Here is a 23,222-nt window from a genome sequence, read left to right as displayed (position 1 = left end):
AACCTTGATCTGGCCCACACGCGGTCTGGATGAATTCCTTAAAGATTGCCCGATAGGCTCGTTCGCCAAGTCACGTGTCGGGTTGAGTGTATGGTATCGCGTTTCGCTCTCACCGCCAGCGTCGTTGCTCTGCTTTTGTCACCGGCCACCGGGTTTGCAGGCAGTCGCGGGCCGCTACAGATCATCGTCTCGAAAGACCAGCAATCGCTCGTCGTCTATGACGGCGACGCCGTGATTGCGACATCACCCGTGTCGACCGGGAAGGCCGGCCACGCGACCCCGACCGGTATCTTCTCGATCCTGGAGAAGCGGCGTCACCATAAATCGAACATCTATTCGAATGCGCCGATGCCCTTCATGCAGCGTCTCACCTGGTCGGGTATCGCGCTGCACGGCTCCAACCACGTACCCGATTACCCCGCGTCGCACGGCTGCGTGCGTCTGCCGAGCGCCTTTGCCGCCTCTCTCTACAAGATGACCGAGCGCGGCGTGCATGTGTTGATCTCGGATCGGCAGATCACGCCCACGGAGGTCAAAAGCGCGCTCCTCTTTCGACCGGCCCCGATCGATCTCCAGCCGCCGCTCTCCGATGTGCCGCTCAGACCGGCGATCAGCCAGGCCGGCGATGCGCCGGTCGAAGTTGCCATGACCGAGCCGACGGGCGGAGCGGCCGCGACTACCAAATCCATGGCGGAACCGATCCGTATCCTGATCACGCGCAGCGACACGCGAGATACGATGCGCGAGATCCAGATGTCGCTGGAGTTCCTCGGATACGCGCCGGGCACGATCGACGGTCATGCAGGTCCGGCAACGATCGCAGCGCTCCGCGCCTTCCAGACGAGCGAAGGTCTCGAGAGCGACGGCAAACTGACGCCAGAGTTGACCGACAAGCTCCTGCATAAGGCCGGGCGCACGCCCCCGCAAAACGGCAAGATCCTCGTGCGGCAAGGGTTCAAGCCGCTCTTCGAAGCAGGTCTTACGATCGACAAGCCGGAAGAGGCTCTTGGGACACATTTCCTGCAGTTTCGCCACAACGAAGAACAGGGCGCCGAAGGCAAATGGTTCGGCGTTTCGCTTGAAAACCATCTGCCCAACTCGATGAAGAAGCGCCTCGGCATTTCCATGGAGGCCGATCCGTTCGCCTATAACGGCATACAGCGCACGCTCGCGCGGATGACGATATCCAACGATGTTCGCAATCGGGTGGAGGAACTGTTGGCCGAGGGATCGTCGCTTTCGATCGCCGACACGGAAAGCGGGCTGGAAACCGGACAGGGCACCGATTTCATCACCGTCACGCGATCGCGCCCCGGCGACTGAACAGGAGCGACAGCAGGAAAGCGCGGCGCGGTTTCAGCTCCCCGGCCGGCTTCCAGGGAACGCAGGCATCGTTTCTGCGCTTCGATCGAGCGGAGATTAACGCCGGATCAAACCAGTTCGACGTCGACCACACCCGGGGCCGAGCGCAGCGCTGCGGCGATCTCTGGCGAGATCCGGAACTTCTCGCTCAGTTCCACCTCGATCTCGCGCTGACCATTATCCTTGATGACGACGAAGGAGACGAGACCATCGCCCCTGGTGTTAAGGTGCGATGCGATCGATTTCAGCGGGCCGGAATCGCGCACATAGACGCGCAGCGCCTTCTGCAGTTGCAGCGATTCTTCCTCCAGCGAGCGCAGCGTCTGGATGCGCAGACCGATACCCTCCGGCCGCTCCTCTGCGGCAACGGTCATCACAAGCGATTTGCCCGGCTCCAGGAGGTCACGATACTGGTGCAGCATTTCGGAGAACAGCACCGCCTCGAACTGACCGGAGGAATCCGAGAAGGCGATGATGCCCATCTTGTTGCCGGTACGCGTCTTGCGCTCCTGCTTCGAGGTCACGGTGCCGGCGAGCCTACCGGCAGTCGCGCCCTTCTTCACCGCACCGGCGAAATCGCCGAAGGTCTGCACCCGCATCTTGGCAAGCAGCGCATTGTAGGTGTCGAGCGGATGGGCGGAGAGATAAAAGCCCAGCACCTGGAATTCACGATGCAGCTTTTCCGAAGCAAGCCAAGGCGTATAGGTCGGGAGTGCGATGCGTTCCGGACCCGTTGCGGCACCCGCGCCGAACATGTCGCTCTGCCCGCTCGTCTTGTTCTCTTGCGCACGCTGGGCGAAGCCGAGGATGCGGTCAAGCCCGCCGACCAACTCGGCCCGGTCATAGCCGAAGCAGTCGAACGCGCCGGCCGCGATCAGACTTTCGAAGACGCGGCGGTTGAGAAGTTTCGGGTCGATCCTCAGGCAGAAATCTTCGAGGCTTGCAAAAGTCCTGTCGCCGCGGACGTCGACGATGTGCTCAACCGCCGATTCGCCCACACCCTTGATCGCAGCCAGCGAGTAATAGATGCGGCTTTCACCCGTTTGGAAATGCCGGAATGAGGTCTGCACCGACGGCGCAATCACCTCAATGCCCAGGCGCTTCGCATCCTGACGGAAGTCGTTGACCTTCTCCGTGTTGGACATGTCGAGCGTCATCGACGCGGCCAGGAACTCTACCGGGTAGTGCGCCTTCATATAGGCGGTCTGGTAGGAGACGATCGCGTAAGCCGCCGCGTGCGACTTGTTGAAGCCGTAGTTGGCGAATTTGGCGAGAAGGTCGAAAATCAGGTCAGCCTGCGGCTTCGACACCTCGTTCTTGACAGCACCGTCGACGAAGCGGGCGCGCTGCTTGTCCATCTCCTCCTTGATCTTTTTGCCCATGGCGCGGCGCAGAAGATCGGCCTCGCCGAGCGAATAGCCTGAGAGCACCTGGGCGATCTGCATCACCTGCTCCTGGTAGACGATAACGCCCTGCGTTTCCTTGAGCAGATGGTCGATCTTCGGATGAATCGATTCGACTTCTTCCTCGCCATGCTTGCGGGCATTGTAGACGGGAATGTTCTCCATCGGGCCTGGGCGGTAGAGCGCCACCAGCGCGATGATGTCCTCGATGCAGTCTGGCCGCATGCCGATCAGCGCCTTGCGCATGCCGGCACTTTCCACCTGGAACACGCCGACGGTCTCGCCGCGCGACAGCATTTCGTAGGTCTTCAGATCGTCGAGTGGAATGCTCGCGAGGTCGACCTCGATGCCGCGTTGCTTCACGAAATCGACGGCGACCTTCAACACGGTCAGCGTCTTCAGGCCGAGGAAGTCGAACTTGACGAGACCCGCCTGCTCCACCCACTTCATGTTGAACTGGGTGACCGGCATGTCGGAGCGCGGGTCTCGATACATCGGCACGAGCTGCGACAGCGGACGGTCGCCGATCACGATGCCGGCGGCGTGGGTCGAGGCGTGACGGTACAGACCCTCGATCTTCTGGGCGATATCGAGAAGCCGGGCGACGACCGGTTCCTTCTCGGCTTCCTCCTGCAGGCGCGGCTCTTCCTCGATCGCCTTGGAGAGCGGTGTCGGGTTGGCGGGATTGTTCGGCACCAGCTTGCAGATCTTGTCGACCTGACCGTAAGGCATCTCGAGCACGCGGCCAACGTCGCGCAGTGCGGCGCGCGCCTGCAGCGAACCGAAGGTGATGATCTGCGCTACCTGCTCGCGGCCATATTTGCGCTGCACATAGCGGATCACTTCTTCGCGCCGGTCCTGGCAGAAGTCGATGTCGAAGTCGGGCATCGAGACGCGCTCAGGATTGAGGAAGCGTTCGAACAGCAGCGAGAAGCGCATAGGATCGACGTCGGTGATCGTCAGCGCATAGGCGACCAGCGATCCTGCACCCGAACCGCGGCCCGGTCCGACGGGGATATCGTGCTGCTTCGCCCATTTGATGAAGTCGGCCACGATCAGGAAGTAGCCGGGGAACTTCATGCGCTCGATAACGCTGAGCTCGAAGGCCAGACGTTCGCGATACTCCTCTTCGCTGTAGCCGGGCGCCATGCCGAGCCTGGCCAGACGTTCTTCGAGCCCCTCCTCCGCCTGGCGACGCAGTTCGTCCGCCTCGGCGCGCTCGGCCTCCTGCGGATCGGCCGTGGCGCCGGTAAAGCGCGGCAGGATCGGCCCACGGGTCTTCAACATGAAGGAGCAGCGCCGTGCGATTTCGACGGTGTTTTCCAGCGCCTCGGGCAGATCGGCAAACAGCGCCGCCATTTCCTTGCGGCTCTTGAGATAGTGATCCGGTGTCAGGCGGAAACGGCTGTCATCCGAAACCATCGCATTGTGCGCGACCGCCATCAGGGCATCATGCGCATCGTAGTCGGACGGCGACGGGAAGAAGGCCTCGTTGGTGGCAACCAGCGGAATGTCGAACTTGTAGGCAAGGTCGATCATCCGGCTCTCATGGCGCCTGTCGTAGCCTCCGTGCCGCTGCAGCTCGATATAGAGGCGATCGCCAAAGAGATCGTGCAGGGCTTCAAGACGCGCTTCCGCCAGTGCCGTCGCGCCTGCCTTCAGGGCCAGATCCACCGGACCGCCTGATGCACCCGTCAGCGCAATCAGCCCCTCCGTACCACATTCGGCAAGCCACGAGCGCGTGATACGGGTCGCCTGGCTGCCCTCGCCGCTGAGATAGGCTCGGCTCACCAAGTCAACGAGCCGCGTGTAGCCGTCATCGGTTGCGGCGATCAGGACGATTGCTGGGAGCTTTGCGAGCTGGTGCGCGTGGCCACGCCGTTCACCATCCAGCTCTTCTTCCATGTCGATGGAAAGCTGACAGCCGGTGATCGGCTGCAGTCCGTCGTCGGCTGCCTTCTGGGAAAACTCGAGCGCGGCAAAGAGATTGTTGGTATCGGCGATCCCGATCGCCGGCTGATTATCGGCAACCGCCTTGCCGATGACCTTCTTCAGCGGCAGCGCACCTTCGAGCAGGGAGAAAGCCGAGTGGACACGCAGATGCACAAACTGCGGGTCCGTACCAAGCGCTTCGCTCGATGCTGCTTTGCCGTCATCTGCCATTATTCGCACCCTGATTCCTGTCTGGACGGCAGGATATCCCGTTTATCATCCGACATGTCCAGTTTCACCTGACACGTCGTCCCCCTTATTCAATCCAGGGGGCGAAATTCGGGAGGCGCGTGAGAGATAGTATCGGCGCTCCTCAGAGGCCGAGTGCGATGAAAGAGATGCTTGCGATGAACAGGCTCATCGAAGCGAAGGCGGAGAGGTCACGAACAAAATCAGTCATAACATGGCTCCTTTTCCGTTATGTTTTTACTTTGTTCCATTTTTGTTCACTCGTCAAGCGATACACAGGCGTTCTGTTCACGATGGTTAACACGGCCGGCGAATGCCGGTTAATAGCCGGGTAGCCGCTTGAGGAAAGGGCCATGCGCGCATATTGAGAGGAACAACCAAGCGGAGCGCTCCAACATGTCTGCACGCCTGATTCTGCCGTTACTTATGCTGCTTCCCAGTGTCGCCTCGGCGACGGAAACGATCGATCCCGCACGCATTGTCTCCGCCGCAACCGGCGACTGGGACAAGGACGGGGATACGGACCTCGCGCTGATCGTACGGTCCGCCGAGGGCAGCGACGACGACAACGGCATCTATATCTACTTCGCAGGCGACAATCGCGCGCTGGCGCTGAAGTCAGCGATCCCGAACAAGGTCTGGGGGCAGTTCGATCTTTCGGGACAGGCGCCTTCGATCGAGGCACTGCCGAATGGCTCGCTGGTTGTCACCAGCCACAACGACGCCATCGGGCGCGACCGCTGGGAACAGAAACTGACGGTCGCCTACCGCAATTTCGAGTTCGTGGTCGCCGGCTACACCTACTCATCCTATGATACCCTCGATCCCGACAACACTTCGCAATGCGACCTCAATGTCCTGACCGGCAAAGGCAAAGCGAAGGACAAGGCCGTTTCCGTCAAAGGCGAACTCGTCCTTCTCAAGGACTGGAACGACGACCGCGGCCAGAAGGCTTGCGGCATTCAATAGTCGGGAGATTGTTCCCTATTTGTTCTTTACAACTTTCGCGGATCCGGGCATCTTCACCAAAGAACATACGAGGAACAATCATGACGGCGCTCGAACAACTCACGGACTTCATCGTCGAGGCAAAATCACGGGCCTATGTGGGTGGCGGCACGCCGCGACCGTCGTCGCGCCCGGGCTCCCAAGACATCGGTTATGAGCGGGATCGCTGGCGCTATCTCGACAGCTACTTCGGTGGGACCGACTTTGCCGGACAGGAAACCGTATGGCGGGGGGAGGAGCCTTACTGGGCAATGAACTATTTCGGTCGCATCATCCGCCCTGAGCTCATCGACGGGGCAAAGGCGGGACAGGTGATCAAGGCTGCCCTGCAGGCGATGTATCGGGAGAAGCGGCACTTTCTCGGCGGCATGCAGTTTCGCCATGCCCACGGCTACTACATCGACAGCAGTTGCGGTGACACGGAACATTTTTCCGGTCACGAGGTCATCTTCGTCGACGGCGAGGAAGCCTACGAACTCGACTATCGCGGCGGCCTGATCAAGTGTTGAGGGCAACACCTAAAGCATGTGGCGCAAAAGTGCGCAGCGGTTTTGCGATAAAGACATGCGAGATAGCGAAAACCTGGAGCGTGACCAGCAAATCTGAAAGGTCGCGACGCGCTTTAGGCGCCAAGCGGCGAGGATGGCCCGCGACAACGTAATCGCTAAGGCCCTACGCGCTTTCTTTAAGAGACATCCTCGTCAATCGTAACGCAGAGCTTGCACCGGATCGAGGCGCGAGGCGCGCCAGGCCGGAAAGATCGTGGCGAGGAAGGAAAGGGTGAGCGCCATGACGATGACGAGAGCAGTCTCATCCGCATTCATGTCGGCCGGGAGTTGGCTCAGGAAGTAAAGCTCGGGGCTGAAAAGAGTCGTTCCGGAGATCCAGGAAAAGAACTGGCGGATGGATTCGATGTTGAGGCAGACGACGACGCCGAGCGCCACGCCTGCCACCGTTCCGGCGACACCGATCGCAGCACCCGTCATGAAAAAGATGCGCATCACCGAGCCTGAGGTTGCGCCCATCGTCCTCAGGATGGCGATGTCGCTGCCCTTGTCCTTCACCAGCATGATCAGGCCGGAAATGATGTTCAGCGCCGCGACCAGTACGATCAGCGTCAGGATCATGAACATCACATTGCGCTGGACCTCGAGCGTCGAGAAGAAGGTCTTGTTGCGGTCGCGCCAGTCGGTGATGAAGATCTGCCGCCCTGCCGCATCCTCGATCGGCTGGCGCAGTTCGTCGACGACGTCAGGGTGCTCGACGAAGATCTCGATCGACTGCGCGAGCCCCTCGGCATTGAAGAAGAGCTGCGCTTCCTCGAGCGGCATGAAGATGATCGTCGAATCGTATTCCGACATGCCGATCTCGTAGATCGCCGAGACGGTGTAGGCCTTGACGCGCGGGTTCATGCCGAGCGGCGTCACGTCGCCATTGGGGGACGTCAGCGTGATCGTGCCGCCAACGCGGATGCCGAGTTGCTCGGCCATGCGCGATCCGATCGCGACGCCGGAACCGGAGGCAAAGCCGACCATGTCACCGGACTGGATATGATCGGAGACCGACTTCATCTCGCCGAGATCGTCGGCACGGATGCCGCGCACCAGCGCGCCGGTCGAGCTGTCGCCAACGCCCTGGGCCAGAACCTGGCCCTCGACCAACGGGATCGCCATGGTGACGCCCTTGACGCCCGAGAACTTGGTCGCGAGCTCCGCGTAGTTGTTGAGCGGGCCGTCGATCGGCTGGACGATCATGTGCCCGTTGATGCCGAGAATGCAGGAAATCAGCTCGGTACGGAAGCCGTTCATCACGGCCATGACGATGATCAGCGTCGCGACGCCGAGCATGATGCCGATGAAGGAGAAGCCGGCGATCACCGAGATGAAAGCTTCCTTGCGCCTGGAGCGCAGGTAGCGCCAGGCGACCATGCGCTCAAAGGCGGAAAAGGGACGGCTGGAGGACCTTTCAGGCCGCGCTGCGGCCTGCACCTGAACTTGCACCACGGCGGTCATCCTGCCTTCCCTCGCCTCATCACTTCCTTGCGGTCAGCTTGTTGATCGCAGCTTCGACGGTCATCAAGGACGGCTAGGGTTCAGGGCGAGAGACCGAAAGGCAGGCTGACATAGCGGCGCCGAGTGGTCATCACGCCCGCGGCCGCATCATCACTTCATCTCTACGACCTTGCCGTCCTCGATCGTCACACGCCGATCCATCAGCCCGGCGAGTTCATGATTGTGCGTGGCGATCAACGCCGCGAGGCCCGACTGGCGCGCCAGTGCTTCCAGCGCTTCGAAGACGTAGCCGGCGGTTTCCGGATCGAGATTGCCCGTCGGCTCGTCGGCAAGAAGCACAAGCGGCGCATTGGCGACGGCACGCGCGATCGCAACGCGCTGCTGCTCGCCGCCAGAGAGTTCCGCCGGGCGGTGATCGGCACGGTGGCCGATGCGCATGTAGTCGAGCAGCGCCCTTGCGCGATCGGCGGCCTCGGCCTTGGCCAAGCCGGCAATCAGCTGCGGCATCATGATGTTCTCAAGCGCCGTGAATTCGGGAAGCAAGTGGTGGAACTGATAAACGAAGCCGATCTCGTTGCGGCGGATGGCCGTGCGCCGATCGTCGTTGAGGCCGCCACAGGAGACGCCATTGACCAGCACCTCGCCACCGTCCGGGCGCTCCAGCAACCCGGCGACATGAAGAAGCGTCGACTTGCCGGTTCCCGAGGGTGCTACCAGCGCAACCGTCTCGCCGCTTCTCAACGTGAAATCCGCACCCTTGAGGATGGATAGAAAGGTCTCGCCCTCTCCGTAGTGTCGCTCAACGCCGGTAAGCTGCAGTGCCACGCGCGCATTCATTCAGTTGATGTCCTTGTCATTCGTAACGCAGGGCCTGCACCGGATCGAGGCGCGAGGCGCGCCAGGCCGGAAAGATCGTGGCGAGGAAGGAAAGGGTGAGCGCCATGACGATGACGAGAGCAGTCTCATCCGCATTCATGTCGGCCGGGAGTTGGCTCAGGAAGTAAAGCTCGGGGCTGAAAAGAGTCGTTCCGGAGATCCAGGAAAAGAACTGGCGGATGGATTCGATGTTGAGGCAGACGACGACGCCGAGCGCCACGCCTGCCACCGTTCCGGCGACACCGATCGCAGCACCCGTCATGAAAAAGATGCGCATCACCGAGCCTGAGGTTGCGCCCATCGTCCTCAGGATGGCGATGTCGCTGCCCTTGTCCTTCACCAGCATGATCAGGCCGGAAATGATGTTCAGCGCCGCGACCAGTACGATCAGCGTCAGGATCATGAACATCACATTGCGCTGGACCTCGAGCGTCGAGAAGAAGGTCTTGTTGCGGTCGCGCCAGTCGGTGATGAAGATCTGCCGCCCTGCCGCATCCTCGATCGGCTGGCGCAGTTCGTCGACGACGTCAGGGTGCTCGACGAAGATCTCGATCGACTGCGCGAGCCCCTCGGCATTGAAGAAGAGCTGCGCTTCCTCGAGCGGCATGAAGATGATCGTCGAATCGTATTCCGACATGCCGATCTCGTAGATCGCCGAGACGGTGTAGGCCTTGACGCGCGGGTTCATGCCGAGCGGCGTCACGTCGCCATTGGGGGACGTCAGCGTGATCGTGCCGCCAACGCGGATGCCGAGTTGCTCGGCCATGCGCGATCCGATCGCGACGCCGGAACCGGAGGCAAAGCCGACCATGTCACCGGACTGGATATGATCGGAGACCGACTTCATCTCGCCGAGATCGTCGGCACGGATGCCGCGCACCAGCGCGCCGGTCGAGCTGTCGCCAACGCCCTGGGCCAGAACCTGGCCCTCGACCAACGGGATCGCCATGGTGACGCCCTTGACGCCCGAGAACTTGGTCGCGAGCTCCGCGTAGTTGTTGAGCGGGCCGTCGATCGGCTGGACGATCATGTGCCCGTTGATGCCGAGAATGCAGGAAATCAGCTCGGTACGGAAGCCGTTCATCACGGCCATGACGATGATCAGCGTCGCGACGCCGAGCATGATGCCGATGAAGGAGAAGCCGGCGATCACCGAGATGAAAGCTTCCTTGCGCCTGGAGCGCAGGTAGCGCCAGGCGACCATGCGCTCAAAGGCGGAAAAGGGACGGCTGGAGGACCTTTCAGGCCGCGCTGCGGCCTGCACCTGAACTTGCACCACGGCGGTCATCCTGCCTTCCCTCGCCTCATCACTTCTTTGCGGTCAGCTTGTTGATCGCAGCTTCGACGGTCATCGTTTCGCGCTCGCCGGTCTTGCGATCCTTGACCTCGATCTCGCCGTTGGCGATCGAACGCGGACCGACGATGATCTGAACCGGAACCCCAATCAGGTCCGCCGTCGCGAATTTCGCACCGGCGCGGTCGTCCGTGTCGTCGAGCAACGCATCGAATCCAGCCTTGCCGAGTTCGGAGTAGAGCGTCTCGCAGGCGCCGTCGCAAGCGACATCGCCGGCCTTCATGTTGATGATGACGCCATCGAACGGCGAGATCGACTTCGGCCAGATGATGCCGTTGTCGTCATGCGAGGCTTCGATGATCGCAGGCACGAGGCGGGTCGGGCCGATGCCGTAGGAACCCATGTGCACGGCATGCTCCTTGCCGTCGGGGCCGAGCACCTTGGCGCCCATGGCTTCGGAATACTTGGTGCCGAAGTAGAAGATGTGGCCAACCTCGATCCCGCGCGCCGACAGACGGTCGCCCTCGGCAACCGCATTGAAGGCTGCCTCGTCGTGCATTTCCGATGTCGCAGCGTAACGCGAGGTCCACTTGTCGAAGATCGCCTTGAGACCGGCGACGTCATCGAAATTGGTTTCTTCGCCGGGAATGTCGAAGCCGAGGAAGTCCTTGTGGCAGAACACTTCGGATTCGCCGGTGTCGGCGAGGATGATGAATTCGTGGCTCAGATTGCCGCCGATCGGGCCGGTGTCGGCGCGCATCGGAATAGCGCGGAGACCCATGCGCGCGAAGGTACGCAGATATGCGGCGAACATGCGGTTGTAGGCGTGCTCAGCCCCTTCCCGGTCGAGATCGAAGGAATAGGCGTCCTTCATCAGGAATTCGCGCGAGCGCATGGTGCCGAAGCGCGGACGGATCTCATCGCGGAACTTCAGCTGGATGTGGTACAGGTTGAGCGGCAGGTCACGATAGGACTTCACGTAGGACCGGAAGACGTCCGTGATCATCTCCTCGTTGGTCGGGCCGTAAAGCATCGGCCGATCCTGACGATCCTTGATGCGCAGCATCTCCTTGCCGTAGGCGTCGTAGCGGCCGCTTTCCTGCCAGAGCTCCGCGGACTGCAGCGTCGGCATCAACAGTTCGACTGCGCCCGAGCGATTCTGCTCCTCGCGGATGATCGCATTGACCTTGTCGAGGACCCGCTTGCCCAGTGGCAGCCAGGTATAGATGCCCGAGGACTGCTGCCGGATCATGCCCGTGCGGAGCATGAGGCGGTGGGAAACGATTTCCGCTTCCTTCGGATTTTCCTTCAGGATGGGCATGAAAAAGCGGGACAGGCGCATGACGGGTTCCAGAACTTGATGAACGTCGCACTATCGGCGGATTCGGGCGAAATGACGTTGAGCTCAGGTGCCTTCTTCGCCGGTGGACTGGCAAGGGCGACCGTTGCTTCGCGGGGTCGAGCTCTCCATTATCCATCGCCGGCAATGCCAGCGTGAAGCTTTACGAGCCTTGCGTTCATAGCTGCTTCGCAGGCGGAAGAAAACCCTACTCTCAGGCCATTGCCGGAAAGATCGGAGCCACTGTTTTTGAGGGGGTAAGACGAGCAAAGTCTGCGTCAAAAGAGCACGCTAGTAACAAGATTACGACAGGTATTGTCAACGGGAATATTTTACCCGAGTGTAGCAAAAATGCAAAAAAACAGGATGACATCGCTTAATGTTTGGGCTAATTTCGGCTCACAAAACAGGCATGAAGACTAAATTCTTGCCGACTTTCGCGGTCAAGTCTTGGGAGGATAAGATCTTAGGCGCGCTTAGTCGCTGCCGCCGGCAACGGATGAAAGATCACGCGAAACTTGAAAAACAAGGCTTTTAGCCTTGTTTTTTTTTGCTTTTCTCACACCTTCTCAAGCACGAAGCAGCAGCGAAAATTGAACTATGTCAATTTGGCGGCGGTCAACCCTGCCATTGCCCTGGTTCCGCCCGCGGCAATGCCCGGCGGTCATCGCGACGCCGAAAATCCGCCTCGATATCCTCAGATTTCTGCAGCCCGCTTTGCGGCCCGGTCAGCCTGTCCGCTCCGGTGAAATTCTCAGTAGAACTTCGGGTAAAACCGCGGGATGGAGTCGATGCCGTAGCCCAGCTTGACGGAGACGATGTACCAGGCGAGCTGAATGACAGCTGCGATGGCCGTGGTCAGAAGCACGACCCGTTTGGCATTGAACTTGGCTGGCGCGCTTTCAACGCTTCCCGGGACGACGCTATTCTCCTCAGCCTGCGTGCGTACTCCCAGCGGGAGGACGGCAAACAGCGTGATCCACCAGATGATGAAGTAAATGGCAAAAGTTGAAAACAGTGGCATATCCGGCTCCCGGCAAAGGCAATCGACGCAACGACCGAAGGCCATTTCGTCGCGACTTCCGCGACATTCTGTCCGCCTTATAACGCCGCCTGCCCGATCAGACAAACAGCGATCGCGCGGTCAACTGTCACACCTCTTCGAGTTCGATCAGCGTACCCTGGAAATCCTTGGGGTGCAGGAAAAGCACCGGCTTGCCATGCGCACCGATCTTCGGCTCGCCGTCTCCAAGAACGCGAGCTCCGGCCGCCCGCAGCGCGTTGCGGGCGACGAGGATGTTTTCCACTTCGTAGCAGATGTGGTGCATGCCGCCCGAAGGGTTCTTCGCCAGGAAGGCGGCGATCGGCGAGTTCTCGCCGAGCGGCTCCAATAGCTCAACCTTGGTGTTGGCCAGCGTGACGAACACGACTGTTACACCGTGTTCCGGCAACGCTTGCGGCTCGGTCACGGACGCCCCCAGCGTCGAGCGATAGCTTTCGGTGGCGGAAGCAAGATCCGGCACGGCGATGGCGATATGGTTCACTCTTCCGAGCATTGCGATCCTCCCGCTATTCCTCAACCGGTCCCGCATACATCGCCACGAGACGATCGCCAATCAGACTTTGGTGACGAACACCGTTACGATCGGCTTCTTGCCCCAGGTCTGGTTGGCTGTGCTGCGAACAGCACGACGGACCGCTTCCTGCAGCATGGCGAGATCCTTGCGCTTTGCCCGCGGAATGCTTTCCACCGCACCGAGGATCGCGTCATAGAGCGTATCCTCCATGTCCTCGCCCTCGTCGTCGAACTCCGGCAGACCGATCGCCACGATATCCGGGTCGCCGAGGAAATCGTAACGGCTGTCGAGAACGACGTTGACGGCGACGTGCCCTGCGAAAGAGAGCTTGCGGCGCTCGCCGATGCCCATCTCCTCGAAATCGCCGATGAGGTTGCCGTCCTTGTAGATGCGGCCGTGCGGCGCTTCGTCAATGACCTCGGCCGGGCCCGGTGCGAGGCGCAACATTTCACCGTTGCGCATGCGCGGGACGCTGGCGATGCCCGATTGCTGGCCGAGCTCGGCATGGGCCGTCAGATGGGCGGCTTCGCCGTGAACCGGAACGAGGATCTGCGGGCGCAGCCACTGATACATCTGCTGCAGTTCGGTGCGGCGGGGGTGACCGGACACATGCACCAGTGCTTCACTGTCGGTGACAATGTGGATGCCCTGCTCAACCAGGCCATTCTTGATGTCGTTGATCGCCTTCTCGTTGCCCGGGATCGTGCGTGAGGAGAAGACGACCGTATCGCCGGCGGAGAATGCGACGTTGCGCATCTCGTCGCGTGCGATCTTGGCAAGGGCGGCCCGCGGCTCGCCCTGACTGCCGGTCAGGATGACGACAACCTTGTCGCGCGGCACGTAGCCGAACTCGTCTTCAGCCAGGAACGGCTTGATGCCTTCCATCAGCCCGAGGTCCCGAGCGACGGCGACGACGCGTCGCATCGAACTGCCAAGCAGCAGGACGTCGCGCCCCGCCTCCTCAGCGGCCTCAGCGATCGAGCGGATGCGCCCGACATTTGATGAGAAGGTCGTGATCGCAACCCGGCCTTCCGCATTGCCGATGATCTTCGCCAGGCTTTCCGACACTTCCTGTTCCGACGGCGAAACGCCGTCGCGCATCGCATTGGTGGAATCGCAGACAAGCGCCAAAACGCCTTCGTCACCGATCTGGCGGAAGCGCGTTTCGTCCGTCAACGGACCGAGCGACGGATGAAGGTCGATCTTCCAGTCGCCGGTGTGGACGACGGTGCCGACCGGCGTGCGGATGATCAGCGACATCGGCTCGGGGATCGAATGGTTGACACCGACCGCCTCGATCTCAAAGGGCCCGACATTGATGCGGTCGCCCTGCTTGAAGATCGTCACCGGGATCTCGCCGCGGCTCTTTTCGAAATCGCGCTTGGCCTCCAGCATGCCCGCTGTGAACGGCGAAGCATAGACCGGAACGTTGAGACCCGGCCAGAGATCGTTCAGACCGCCATAGTGATCCTCATGGGCATGGGTGATGATGATGCCCTTTAGATTGCGCCGCTCCTCCGCCAGGAAGCTGATATCGGCCAGCACCAGATCCACCCCCGGAAGATCCGGTCCCGGAAACGTCACGCCGCAATCGACCATGATCCACTGGCGGTTACCGGGTTTTCCGTAGCCGTAAAGGCCGAGGTTCATGCCGATTTCACCGACGCCGCCAAGCGGCAAGAACACCAGTTCTTCGTCCTGCGCCATATTGTAATGCGCCCTTGTTCTAAGAATTATCCGAAAAATACGTCGCCGGCGGCAATCGCCTGCATCGTGCCTGACCCGGTATCGAGCATCAACCGCCCGGTCTCATCAATACCGGCAAAGCGGCCCGAAAGCGACCGGTCCGGCAGGTTCACTGTAATCGTTTCACCGATGCCGCGGGCCGCCGCCCGCCATTGCTCGATGGTCTTTGCAATGCCTGCGCCGCGCTCCCACAATGACAACGTCTCCGCCATTGTGATGAACAGCCGCGCGAAAAGTTCGTCCGGCGAAACCGAGGCGCCCTCCCTTCTCAACGAGGTGACGGGATAGAGGGCCTCGTGCGGCTGGACGGCGATGTTGATGCCACAGCCAATGACCAAAGCCTGCCGTCCATCGGCCAGCGCCTCACCTTCGAGCAGAATGCCGCAGGTCTTCTTGCCATCGATCAAGATGTCGTTTGGCCACTTGATCTCCACCGGAGCCGCACCCGACGGCATTACCTGGCGGATTGCCCGGTGCACGGCGACGGCAACGGCGAGCGGCAAGGAATGCAGATGCTCGATCGGCGCCGGATCGATCAGGAGAAGCGATGCATAGAGATTGCCGGGTTCCGAGACCCAGGCACGGCCCCGGCGGCCGCGACCGCCTGTCTGCGTGGCGGCCGTGACCCAGAGATTGCCTGGGTCACCCTGGCGCCCGCGCGCCAGGCATTCGCTGTTTGTCGAGCCGACCGCATCGAGAGCGACGTGCCGGAAATCGTCTGGCGATATCCGGCCGCCGCTTTCAAGGCCGATCAAAAGAACGTCCGCGCCGCAACCTCGGCAGCGCTTCCAAGCGGGCCGCCGATCAGGACGTATCCGAGGACGAACAGACCCGAGAGACCGAAGACCAGCTTCAGTTCACCGGCCGTACGGGCAAACTCGCCCTTGGCTTCATCGAACCACATCACCTTGATGACGCGCAGATAGTAGTAGGCGCCAACGACGGATGCGAGAACACCGATGATGGCGAGCGCGTAGAGCTGGGCTTCGATCGCCGCCATGAAGACGAAGTACTTCCCGAAGAAGCCAGCCATCGGCGGGATGCCGGCGAGCGAGAACATAAGAACGGTCAACACGCACGCCATGAAGGGGTTCGTCTGCGACAGGCCAGCAAGATCGTCGACGTTCTCGACGTTTTCGCCTTCCTTGCGCCGCATCGCGAGGATGCAGGCAAAGGTGCCGAGCGTCATGACCATGTAGATGAGCATGTAGAGTAGAACGCCGCGAACGCCTGCCATCGAGCCGGCAGCAAGGCCGACCAGCGCGTAACCCATGTGGCCGATCGAGGAATAGGCCATCAGGCGCTTGATGTTGCGCTGGCCGATCGCTGCGAAGGAGCCGAGCAGCATCGATGCAATCGAGATGAAGACGATGATCTGCTGCCAGTCGGCAACGACGGGCTCGAACGCATTGATGACGATACGCACCAGGATCGCCATGGCCGCGACCTTCGGTGCCGCCGCGAAGAAGGCGGTGACCGGCGTCGGCGCACCTTCGTAAACGTCAGGCGTCCACATGTGGAACGGCACGGCCGAAATCTTGAAGGCGAGACCGGCAAGCACGAAGACGAGACCGAAGATCAGGCCGAGCGAGCGGCCTTCCGCCGTCAGCGCAGCAGCGATCTGGGTAAAGCCGGTGTGGCCCGTGAAACCGTAGATCAGCGACATGCCATAGAGCAGCATGCCCGAGGAAAGCGCGCCGAGCACGAAGTACTTGAGGCCGGCTTCAGTCGACCGCACGCTGTCGCGGTTGATGGCGGCGACGACGTAAAGGGCCAGCGACTGCAATTCCAGCGACAGGTAGAGCGAGATCAGGTCGTTGGCCGAGATCATCAACAGCATGCCGAGCGTTGCCAGCACCAGAAGCACCGGGAACTCGAAACGGTCGATCTGGGCGGATCGCGCGTGGCCGACCGTCATCACCAGGGCGGTGATCGAGCCGATCAATGCCAACACCTTCATGAACTTGGCGAAGGGGTCGGAGAGGAAGGCGCCGCCATAGGCAGAGCCTTCACCGGTCTTAAGCACGAGCCAGAGGCCCGCGATGATCAGAAGCGCAACCGCAAGGCCGGTGACGGTCGAAGCCGACTTTTCGCCGGCGAACACGCCGATCATCAGCAATGCCATCGCGCCGACCGCGAGGATCAACTCGGGGATCGAGAGTTGCAGGCTTGCAAGGAGGGTTTCAGCAGTCATGTCCAATCACGTCCTGTGGTCATTGCACCGAAAGCGCAACGTTTTGCGCTGCCTGCAGGGCTGCGGAGTAGTTGTTGACGAGCAGATCCACGGAAGCCGCGGTCGCATCGAAGATCGGTGCCGGATAGACGCCGAAGAAGATCGTCAGGATCACCAGCGGATAAAGGATGGCCTTTTCGCGTGACGACAGATCGAGCAGCGCCTTCAGGCTTTCCTTCTCCAGTGCACCGAAGATCACCCGGCGGTAGAGCCAGAGCGCATAGGCTGCCGACAGGATGACGCCCGAGGTGGCGAAGAGCGCAACCCAGGTGTTGGCGCGGAACGCACCGACGAGGGTCAGGACTTCGCCGACGAAGCCGGAGGTGCCCGGAAGGCCGACGTTCGCCATGGTGAAGACCATGAAGGCGACGGCGTATTTCGGCATGTTGTTGACCAGACCGCCATAGGCCGCGATCTCGCGGGTGTGCAGACGGTCATAGACGACGCCGACGCAGAGGAAGAGCGCGCCCGAGACGATACCGTGCGACAGCATCTGGAAGATCGCACCCTGCACGCCCTGGGTGTTGGCGGCAAAGATCCCCATCGTCACATAGCCCATGTGAGCAACCGACGAGTAGGCGATCAGCTTCTTGATGTCGGTCTGCATCATCGCGACCAGCGAGGTGTAGATGATGGCGACGACCGAAAGCGTGAAGACGAACGGCGCGAAGTAATCGGATGCCAGCGGGAACATCGGCAGCGAGAAGCGCAGGAAGCCGTAACCGCCGAGCTTCAGAAGGATGCCGGCCAGGATGACCGAGCCCGCGGTCGGCGCCTGAACGTGCGCGTCCGGGAGCCAGGTGTGGACCGGCCACATCGGCATCTTCACGGCGAAGGAGGCGAAGAAGGCAAGCCACAGCCACGTCTGCATCTGACGCGGGAAGCTATAGGCGAGCAGCTGCGGGATATCGGTCGTACCGGCTTGCCAGTACATCGCCATGATCGCAAGCAGCATCAGCACCGAGCCGAGCAGCGTATAGAGGAAGAACTTGTAGCTGGCGTAGACGCGATCCTTGCCACCCCAGACACCGATGATGATGAACATCGGAATCAGGCCGGCCTCGAAGAACACGTAGAAGAGCACGATATCGAGCGACACGAAGACGCCGATCATGAACGTTTCCAAGACGAGGAACGCGATCATGTAGGCCTTCAGGCGCTTCTCGATCGACAGCCAGCTTGCGAGCACGCAGAACGGCATGAGGAAGGCCGAGAGCACGACGAACAGCACCGAGATGCCGTCGACACCCAGGTGGTAGGAAATGCCGGTGCCGAGCCACTCATGCTTTTCGATCATCTGGAAACCGGGGTTCGAGGCATCGAACTGGTACCAGATGTAAACCGACACCGCGAAGGTGAAGATCGTCGTCAGCAACGAAACGTTCAGGATGTTCCGGCGTCCGTAGGCGCTGTCTTCCCTTACGAGCAAGAGAAGCAGGACGCCGACGAGCGGCATGAAGGTGACCGCGGAAAGTACGGGCCAATCGGTCATCAGAAGGAACTCCTGAACATCATCCAAGTAACAAGCGCGGCAATGCCGATCAGCATCGCGAACGCGTAGTGATAGAGGTAACCAGTCTGCAGGCGGACAACGCGGTCAGTGACGTTCATCACGCGTGCGGCAATGCCGTTCGGGCCGTAGCCATCGATGACGCGACCGTCGCCTTCCTTCCATAGGAAGGTGCCGAGCCACTTGGCCGAACGTACGAACAGGAAGTCATAGAGCTCGTCGAAGTACCACTTGTTGAGCAGGAACTGGTAGAGGCCACGATGCTGCTCCGCCAGATACTTCGGCAGTTCCGGCCGGCGGATATACATGTACCAGGCAGTGAAGAGGCCGAGCGCCATGGCGCAGAACGGGCTCCACTTCACCCACAGCGGTACGTGGTGGTATTCATGGAGGATTTCGTTCTCTGCCGACGTGAACAGCGCGCCCTTCCAGAATTCGGCATAACCTTCGCCGAAGAAGTGGTCGTGGAAGAAATAGCCAGCGGCAAGTGCACCAACGCCCAAGATATAGAGCGGAACCAGCATTACCTGCGGCGACTCGTGGACGTGATGCATGACATCCGACGATGCACGCGGCTTGCCGTGGAAAGTCAGGAAGGTTAGACGCCAGGAGTAGAAGCTGGTGAAGAGAGCGGCAATGACCAGCAGCGCGAAGGCGAAGCCGGAAACGGCACTATGCGACGCGAAGGTCGACTCGATGATCGCATCCTTCGAGTAGAAGCCCGCTGTGCCGATAACGCCGGGGATGCCAACACCGGTCAGTGCAATCGTACCGATGAACATCATCCAGTAGGTCACCCGGATGTGCGGCCGGAGGCCGCCCATGTAGCGCATGTCCTGTTCGCCATCGACAGCGTGGATGACCGAGCCGGCACCCAAGAACAGGAGCGCCTTGAAGAAGGCGTGCGTGAACAGGTGGAAGATGGCCGCGCCATAGGCGCCGACGCCGAGCGCCACGAACATGTAGCCGAGCTGCGAGCAGGTCGAATAGGCGATGACGCGCTTGATATCGTTCTGGACGAGACCGACGGTCGCGGCGAAGAAGGCGGTGATCGCGCCGATGATCGTCACGACGGTCAGTGCATCCGGCGACAGTTCAAACAGCGGCGACATGCGGGCGACGAGGAAGACGCCGGCGGTGACCATGGTTGCGGCATGGATCAGGGCCGAAACGGGGGTCGGTCCTTCCATCGCGTCCGGAAGCCAGGTGTGCAGCAGGAACTGCGCCGACTTGCCCATCGCGCCCATGAAGAGCAGCAAGCAGGCAGCCGTGATGGCGTCAGCCTTGTCGAGGTGCATGCCGAACAGGGTGACAACCGCCTCCCCTGCTGCAGCGCCTTCGGCCGGCAGGTAGGTCTGGGCGGCAGCGAAGATCGTCTCGAAGTTGACCGAGCCGAACAGCACGAAGACGAGGAAGATGCCGAGCGAGAAACCGAAGTCGCCGACGCGGTTGACGATGAAGGCCTTCATCGCAGCAGCGTTCGCCGACGGCTTCTTGTACCAGAAGCCGATGAGCAGGTAGGACGCCAGACCCACGCCTTCCCAGCCGAAGAACATCTGCACCAGGTTGTCCGACGTGATGAGCATGAGCATCGCGAAGGTAAACAGCGACAGATAGGCAAAGAAGCGCGGACGATGCGGGTCGTGGTGCATGTAGCCGATCGAATAGACATGCACGAGCGTCGACACCGTGTTGACGACGACGAACATGACCGACGTCAACGTGTCGACGCGGAATGCCCATTCGACATCGAAGCTGCCGGACTGGATCCAGCGCAGCACCGAAACCTTGATCATCTCCTGGTGGCCCAAGGCAACGTCGAAGAAGACGTACCAGGAGAGCGCAGCGGCGATGATCATCAGACCGCTGGTGACATATTCCGATGCCTTGGCGCCGATCGAAGTACCGAAGAGGCCGGCGATCAGAAAGCCGATCAAAGGCAGGAAGACGATAGCCTTGATGATGGTATCCATAGCCCAATCAGCCCTTCATCATGTTGACGTCTTCAACAGCGATCGAGCCGCGGTTGCGGTAGAAGACGACGAGAATTGCAAGTCCGATGGCCGCTTCCGCAGCCGCGACGGTCAGGATGAACAGGGCGAAGACCTGGCCCGTGATATCATTCAGGAACGCCGAGAAGGCGACCATGTTGATATTGACCGCGAGAAGAATGAGTTCGACCGACATCAGGATGACGATGACGTTCTTCCGGTTCAGGAAGATGCCGAAGACGCCCAGCGTGAACAGGATGGCGCTGACGGTGAGATAGTGGGAAATTCCGATTTCCATTTTTTGTTCCTCGATCTCGCGTCCGACTTAGATGCCCTGGCCCGGCTTGACCGTGACCACCTCGACGGCGGTTTCGGGCGAGCGGGCAACCTGCTGCGGGATGTTCTGGCGCTTGATGTTTTCGCGGTGGCGCAGCGTCAGCACGATCGCGCCGATCATGGCGACGAGCAGCACGAGGCCGGCGATCTGGAAGAAGTAGACATAGTGGGTATAGAGCACGTCACCGAGGGCGGCCGTGTTCGTGCGGTCCGCCACCGCCGGGATCGGCATCGAAATCGACTTGGCGATTTCAGGCGAGAACGTCGCGCCGCCAACCACGATGATGAGTTCGGCTGCGAGGATAAGGCCGATCAGCGCACCGATCGGCGCATATTCGAGCACGCCCGCGCGCAGTTCTGCGAAGTCGATGTCGAGCATCATGACCACGAAGAGGAAGAGTACCGCGACCGCGCCGACGTAGACGACCAACAGGATCATCGCGAGGAATTCGGCGCCGGTCAGCAGGAACAGGCCCGCCGAGTTGAAGAAGGTCAGGATCAGGAACAGAACCGAATAAACCGGGTTCCTGGCCGCAATGACCATAAATGCCGACGCCACCGCGATGAAGGCAAAGAGATAGAAAAAAAGAACCTGCAGACCCATGATCGGTGCCTTCTTCGTCTTGCACGGCGTGAAGCACTTCTGGCTCCACTCCACAGGCAAAGCCGGACACGCGTCCGGCCGTTGCCCAAACCTATGTCACATGCACCGCCCTCCCCGGGGCGGCGCTACGCTTTGTCCTCAGCGATAGGGCGAGTCCATTGCGATGTTGCGTGCGATTTCCCGTTCCCAACGGTCGCCGTTGGCGAGGAGCTTGTCCTTGTCGTAGTAAAGCTCTTCGCGCGTCTCGGTGGCGAACTCGAAGTTCGGGCCCTCGACGATGGCATCAACCGGACAGGCTTCCTGGCAGAAACCGCAATAGATGCACTTCACCATGTCGATATCGTAGCGCACCGTACGGCGGGTGCCGTCGTTGCGGCGCGGGCCGGCTTCGATGGTGATGGCCTGTGCAGGACAGATCGCCTCGCACAGCTTGCAGGCGATGCAGCGCTCTTCACCGTTCGGATAGCGGCGAAGCGCATGCTCGCCACGGAAGCGCGGGCTGACCGGCCCCTTTTCGAAGGGGTAGTTCAACGTCGCCTTCGGCTTGAAGAAGTAGCGCATCGACAAAAAGAACGCGCCGACGAATTCCTTCAGGAACAGCGAGCTGACGGCTTGCGAAAGACCGGCCATCATTTACCTCCAGAGTTGCCGGCCTGGGAGCGACCGGCGGTATGCTGCCAAACGTGAGCCATCGTCATGCGGCTCCCGTCAGCTTGAGAACGAATGCAGTGATCACGACCATTGCGAGAGAGATCGGCAGGAAGACCTTCCAGCCGAGACGCATCAGCTGGTCGTAGCGGTATCGCGGAACGAAAGCCTTCACCATCGCGAACATGAAGAACACGAAGGATGCCTTGAGAACGAACCAGATGATGCCGGGAACCCAGTTCAGGAACCAGACGTCGACCGGAGGCAACCAGCCGCCAAGGAACAGGATCGTCGTCAATGCGCACATCAGGCAGATGGCAGCATATTCGCCGAGCATGAACATCATGTAAGGCGTGGAGCCGTACTCGACCATGAAGCCGGCGACGAGTTCGGATTCGGCTTCCGGAAGGTCGAAGGGCGGACGGTTCGTTTCGGCAAGCGCCGAAATGAAGAACACGATGAACATCGGGAACAGCGCCAGCCAATGCCAGTCGAGGAACGACGCCGGCAGACCGAGGTTCGTGCCGATGCCCGTCGACTGGGCGTTGACGATGTCCGTCAGGTTCAGCGAGCCGACGCAGAGAAGGACGGTGACGATGACGAAGCCGATCGAGACTTCGTAGGAGACCATCTGTGCTGCGGAGCGAAGCGCGCCGAGGAAGGGATATTTGGAGTTCGACGCCCAGCCGCCCATGATGATGCCATAAACTTCAAGCGAAGATATGGCGAACACGAAGAGGATGCCGACGTTGATGTTCGCGATCACCCAACCGGCGTTGAGCGGGATCACCGCCCAGGCGGCGAGCGCCAGTGTCACGGAAACGAGCGGTGCGAGCAGAAAGATCGCCTTGTTGGCACCGGCGGGAATCACCGGTTCCTTGAAGACGAACTTCAAAAGGTCAGCGAAGGACTGGAAAAGCCCCCATGGGCCTACCACATTCGGACCACGGCGGAGCTGAACGGCAGCCCAGATCTTACGGTCTGCGAGCAGGATGTAGGCGATGAAAAGCAGCAGCGCGACCAGGAGCAGCAGCGACTGGGCGACCATGATGATCGCGGGCCAGACATAGGTCGAAACGAAAGCGTCCATGATACTCTATTC

The 23,222-nt window shown here is 60.8% G+C and carries 19 protein-coding genes; 3 read left to right on the top strand and 16 right to left on the bottom strand.

Annotation, left to right across the window (positions count from 1 at the left end; translation table 11 throughout):
- The first annotated feature begins 90 nt into the window (after positions 1 to 90).
- The gene (locus I8N66_RS13090; RefSeq protein WP_113537776.1) at positions 91 to 1,323 is read left to right on the top strand and encodes a L,D-transpeptidase family protein; all 1,233 of its coding nucleotides are present in this window, start codon (positions 91 to 93) and stop codon (positions 1,321 to 1,323) included.
- 107 nt (positions 1,324 to 1,430) lie between these two features.
- Here the strand turns inward: I8N66_RS13090 and dnaE are convergent, their stop codons facing one another.
- Positions 1,431 to 4,928, bottom strand: coding sequence for a DNA polymerase III subunit alpha (gene dnaE, locus I8N66_RS13085; RefSeq protein WP_113537775.1), 3,498 nt, complete (start codon positions 4,926 to 4,928; stop codon positions 1,431 to 1,433).
- A 414-nt stretch (positions 4,929 to 5,342) separates the two neighbouring features.
- Here dnaE and I8N66_RS13080 point away from each other — a divergent pair, with 414 nt between their 5' ends.
- A complete protein-coding gene (locus I8N66_RS13080; protein WP_291154247.1) occupies positions 5,343 to 5,915 on the top strand; it encodes a hypothetical protein in 573 nt (190 codons plus the stop codon).
- Between the two features lie 80 nt (positions 5,916 to 5,995).
- On the top strand, positions 5,996 to 6,463 hold the full coding sequence (locus I8N66_RS13075) for a DUF5680 domain-containing protein (protein WP_113537774.1): 468 nt from the start codon (positions 5,996 to 5,998) through the stop codon (positions 6,461 to 6,463).
- Positions 6,464 to 6,655: 192 nt separating this feature from the next.
- Here the strand turns inward: I8N66_RS13075 and I8N66_RS13070 are convergent, their stop codons facing one another.
- The 15 genes from I8N66_RS13070 to nuoH form a co-directional block, all read right to left on the bottom strand.
- Positions 6,656 to 7,966, bottom strand: a complete 1,311-nt coding sequence (locus I8N66_RS13070; protein WP_291154245.1) for a lipoprotein-releasing ABC transporter permease subunit — start codon at positions 7,964 to 7,966, stop codon at positions 6,656 to 6,658.
- A gap of 150 nt (positions 7,967 to 8,116) precedes the next feature.
- Positions 8,117 to 8,803 (bottom strand): ABC transporter ATP-binding protein, encoded by a 687-nt coding sequence (locus I8N66_RS13065; RefSeq protein ID WP_113541559.1) that lies wholly within the window; start codon positions 8,801 to 8,803, stop codon positions 8,117 to 8,119.
- A gap of 16 nt (positions 8,804 to 8,819) precedes the next feature.
- On the bottom strand, positions 8,820 to 10,130 hold the full coding sequence (locus I8N66_RS13060) for a lipoprotein-releasing ABC transporter permease subunit (protein WP_291154243.1): 1,311 nt from the start codon (positions 10,128 to 10,130) through the stop codon (positions 8,820 to 8,822).
- 19 nt (positions 10,131 to 10,149) lie between these two features.
- Positions 10,150 to 11,478 (bottom strand): proline--tRNA ligase, encoded by a 1,329-nt coding sequence (gene proS, locus I8N66_RS13055; RefSeq protein WP_113536958.1) that lies wholly within the window; start codon positions 11,476 to 11,478, stop codon positions 10,150 to 10,152.
- Positions 11,479 to 12,229: 751 nt separating this feature from the next.
- Entirely contained in the window at positions 12,230 to 12,499 is a 270-nt protein-coding gene (locus I8N66_RS13050; RefSeq protein ID WP_057252306.1) for a DUF1467 family protein, read from the bottom strand.
- A gap of 127 nt (positions 12,500 to 12,626) precedes the next feature.
- On the bottom strand, positions 12,627 to 13,031 hold the full coding sequence (mce, locus tag I8N66_RS13045; protein ID WP_113536957.1) for a methylmalonyl-CoA epimerase: 405 nt from the start codon (positions 13,029 to 13,031) through the stop codon (positions 12,627 to 12,629).
- A gap of 60 nt (positions 13,032 to 13,091) precedes the next feature.
- Entirely contained in the window at positions 13,092 to 14,759 is a 1,668-nt protein-coding gene (locus I8N66_RS13040) for a ribonuclease J (RefSeq protein WP_291154241.1), read from the bottom strand.
- Between the two features lie 26 nt (positions 14,760 to 14,785).
- Entirely contained in the window at positions 14,786 to 15,553 is a 768-nt protein-coding gene (locus I8N66_RS13035) for a biotin--[acetyl-CoA-carboxylase] ligase (protein WP_291154240.1), read from the bottom strand.
- On the bottom strand, positions 15,550 to 16,992 hold the full coding sequence (gene nuoN / locus I8N66_RS13030) for an NADH-quinone oxidoreductase subunit NuoN (protein ID WP_113536954.1): 1,443 nt from the start codon (positions 16,990 to 16,992) through the stop codon (positions 15,550 to 15,552). Before nuoN ends, I8N66_RS13035 begins: the two co-directional genes overlap by 4 nt.
- Positions 16,993 to 17,011: 19 nt before the next feature.
- Positions 17,012 to 18,523, bottom strand: coding sequence for an NADH-quinone oxidoreductase subunit M (locus tag I8N66_RS13025; protein WP_113536953.1), 1,512 nt, complete (start codon positions 18,521 to 18,523; stop codon positions 17,012 to 17,014).
- The gene (gene nuoL / locus I8N66_RS13020; RefSeq protein ID WP_113536952.1) at positions 18,523 to 20,514 is read right to left on the bottom strand and encodes an NADH-quinone oxidoreductase subunit L; all 1,992 of its coding nucleotides are present in this window, start codon (positions 20,512 to 20,514) and stop codon (positions 18,523 to 18,525) included. The genes I8N66_RS13025 and nuoL overlap by 1 nt, the downstream gene beginning before the upstream one ends.
- A 7-nt stretch (positions 20,515 to 20,521) precedes the next feature.
- A complete protein-coding gene (gene nuoK / locus I8N66_RS13015) occupies positions 20,522 to 20,830 on the bottom strand; it encodes an NADH-quinone oxidoreductase subunit NuoK (protein WP_034803568.1) in 309 nt (102 codons plus the stop codon).
- A 27-nt stretch (positions 20,831 to 20,857) separates the two neighbouring features.
- Positions 20,858 to 21,472 (bottom strand): NADH-quinone oxidoreductase subunit J, encoded by a 615-nt coding sequence (locus tag I8N66_RS13010; protein ID WP_113536951.1) that lies wholly within the window; start codon positions 21,470 to 21,472, stop codon positions 20,858 to 20,860.
- Positions 21,473 to 21,610: 138 nt separating this feature from the next.
- On the bottom strand, positions 21,611 to 22,102 hold the full coding sequence (gene nuoI / locus I8N66_RS13005) for an NADH-quinone oxidoreductase subunit NuoI (protein ID WP_025426590.1): 492 nt from the start codon (positions 22,100 to 22,102) through the stop codon (positions 21,611 to 21,613).
- A 64-nt stretch (positions 22,103 to 22,166) separates the two neighbouring features.
- Positions 22,167 to 23,210 carry an NADH-quinone oxidoreductase subunit NuoH gene (gene nuoH, locus I8N66_RS13000; RefSeq protein WP_104665712.1) on the bottom strand — a complete coding sequence of 348 codons (1,044 nt, stop codon included), beginning with the start codon at positions 23,208 to 23,210 and terminating at the stop codon, positions 22,167 to 22,169.
- Between the last annotated feature and the right edge of the window lie 12 nt (positions 23,211 to 23,222).

It is taken from the genome of Ensifer sp. SSB1 (assembly GCF_016652895.1).
In the GTDB taxonomy this organism is placed as follows: Bacteria; Pseudomonadota; Alphaproteobacteria; order Rhizobiales; family Rhizobiaceae; genus Ensifer.
This window is presented reverse-complemented; position numbering and strand designations above follow the sequence as displayed.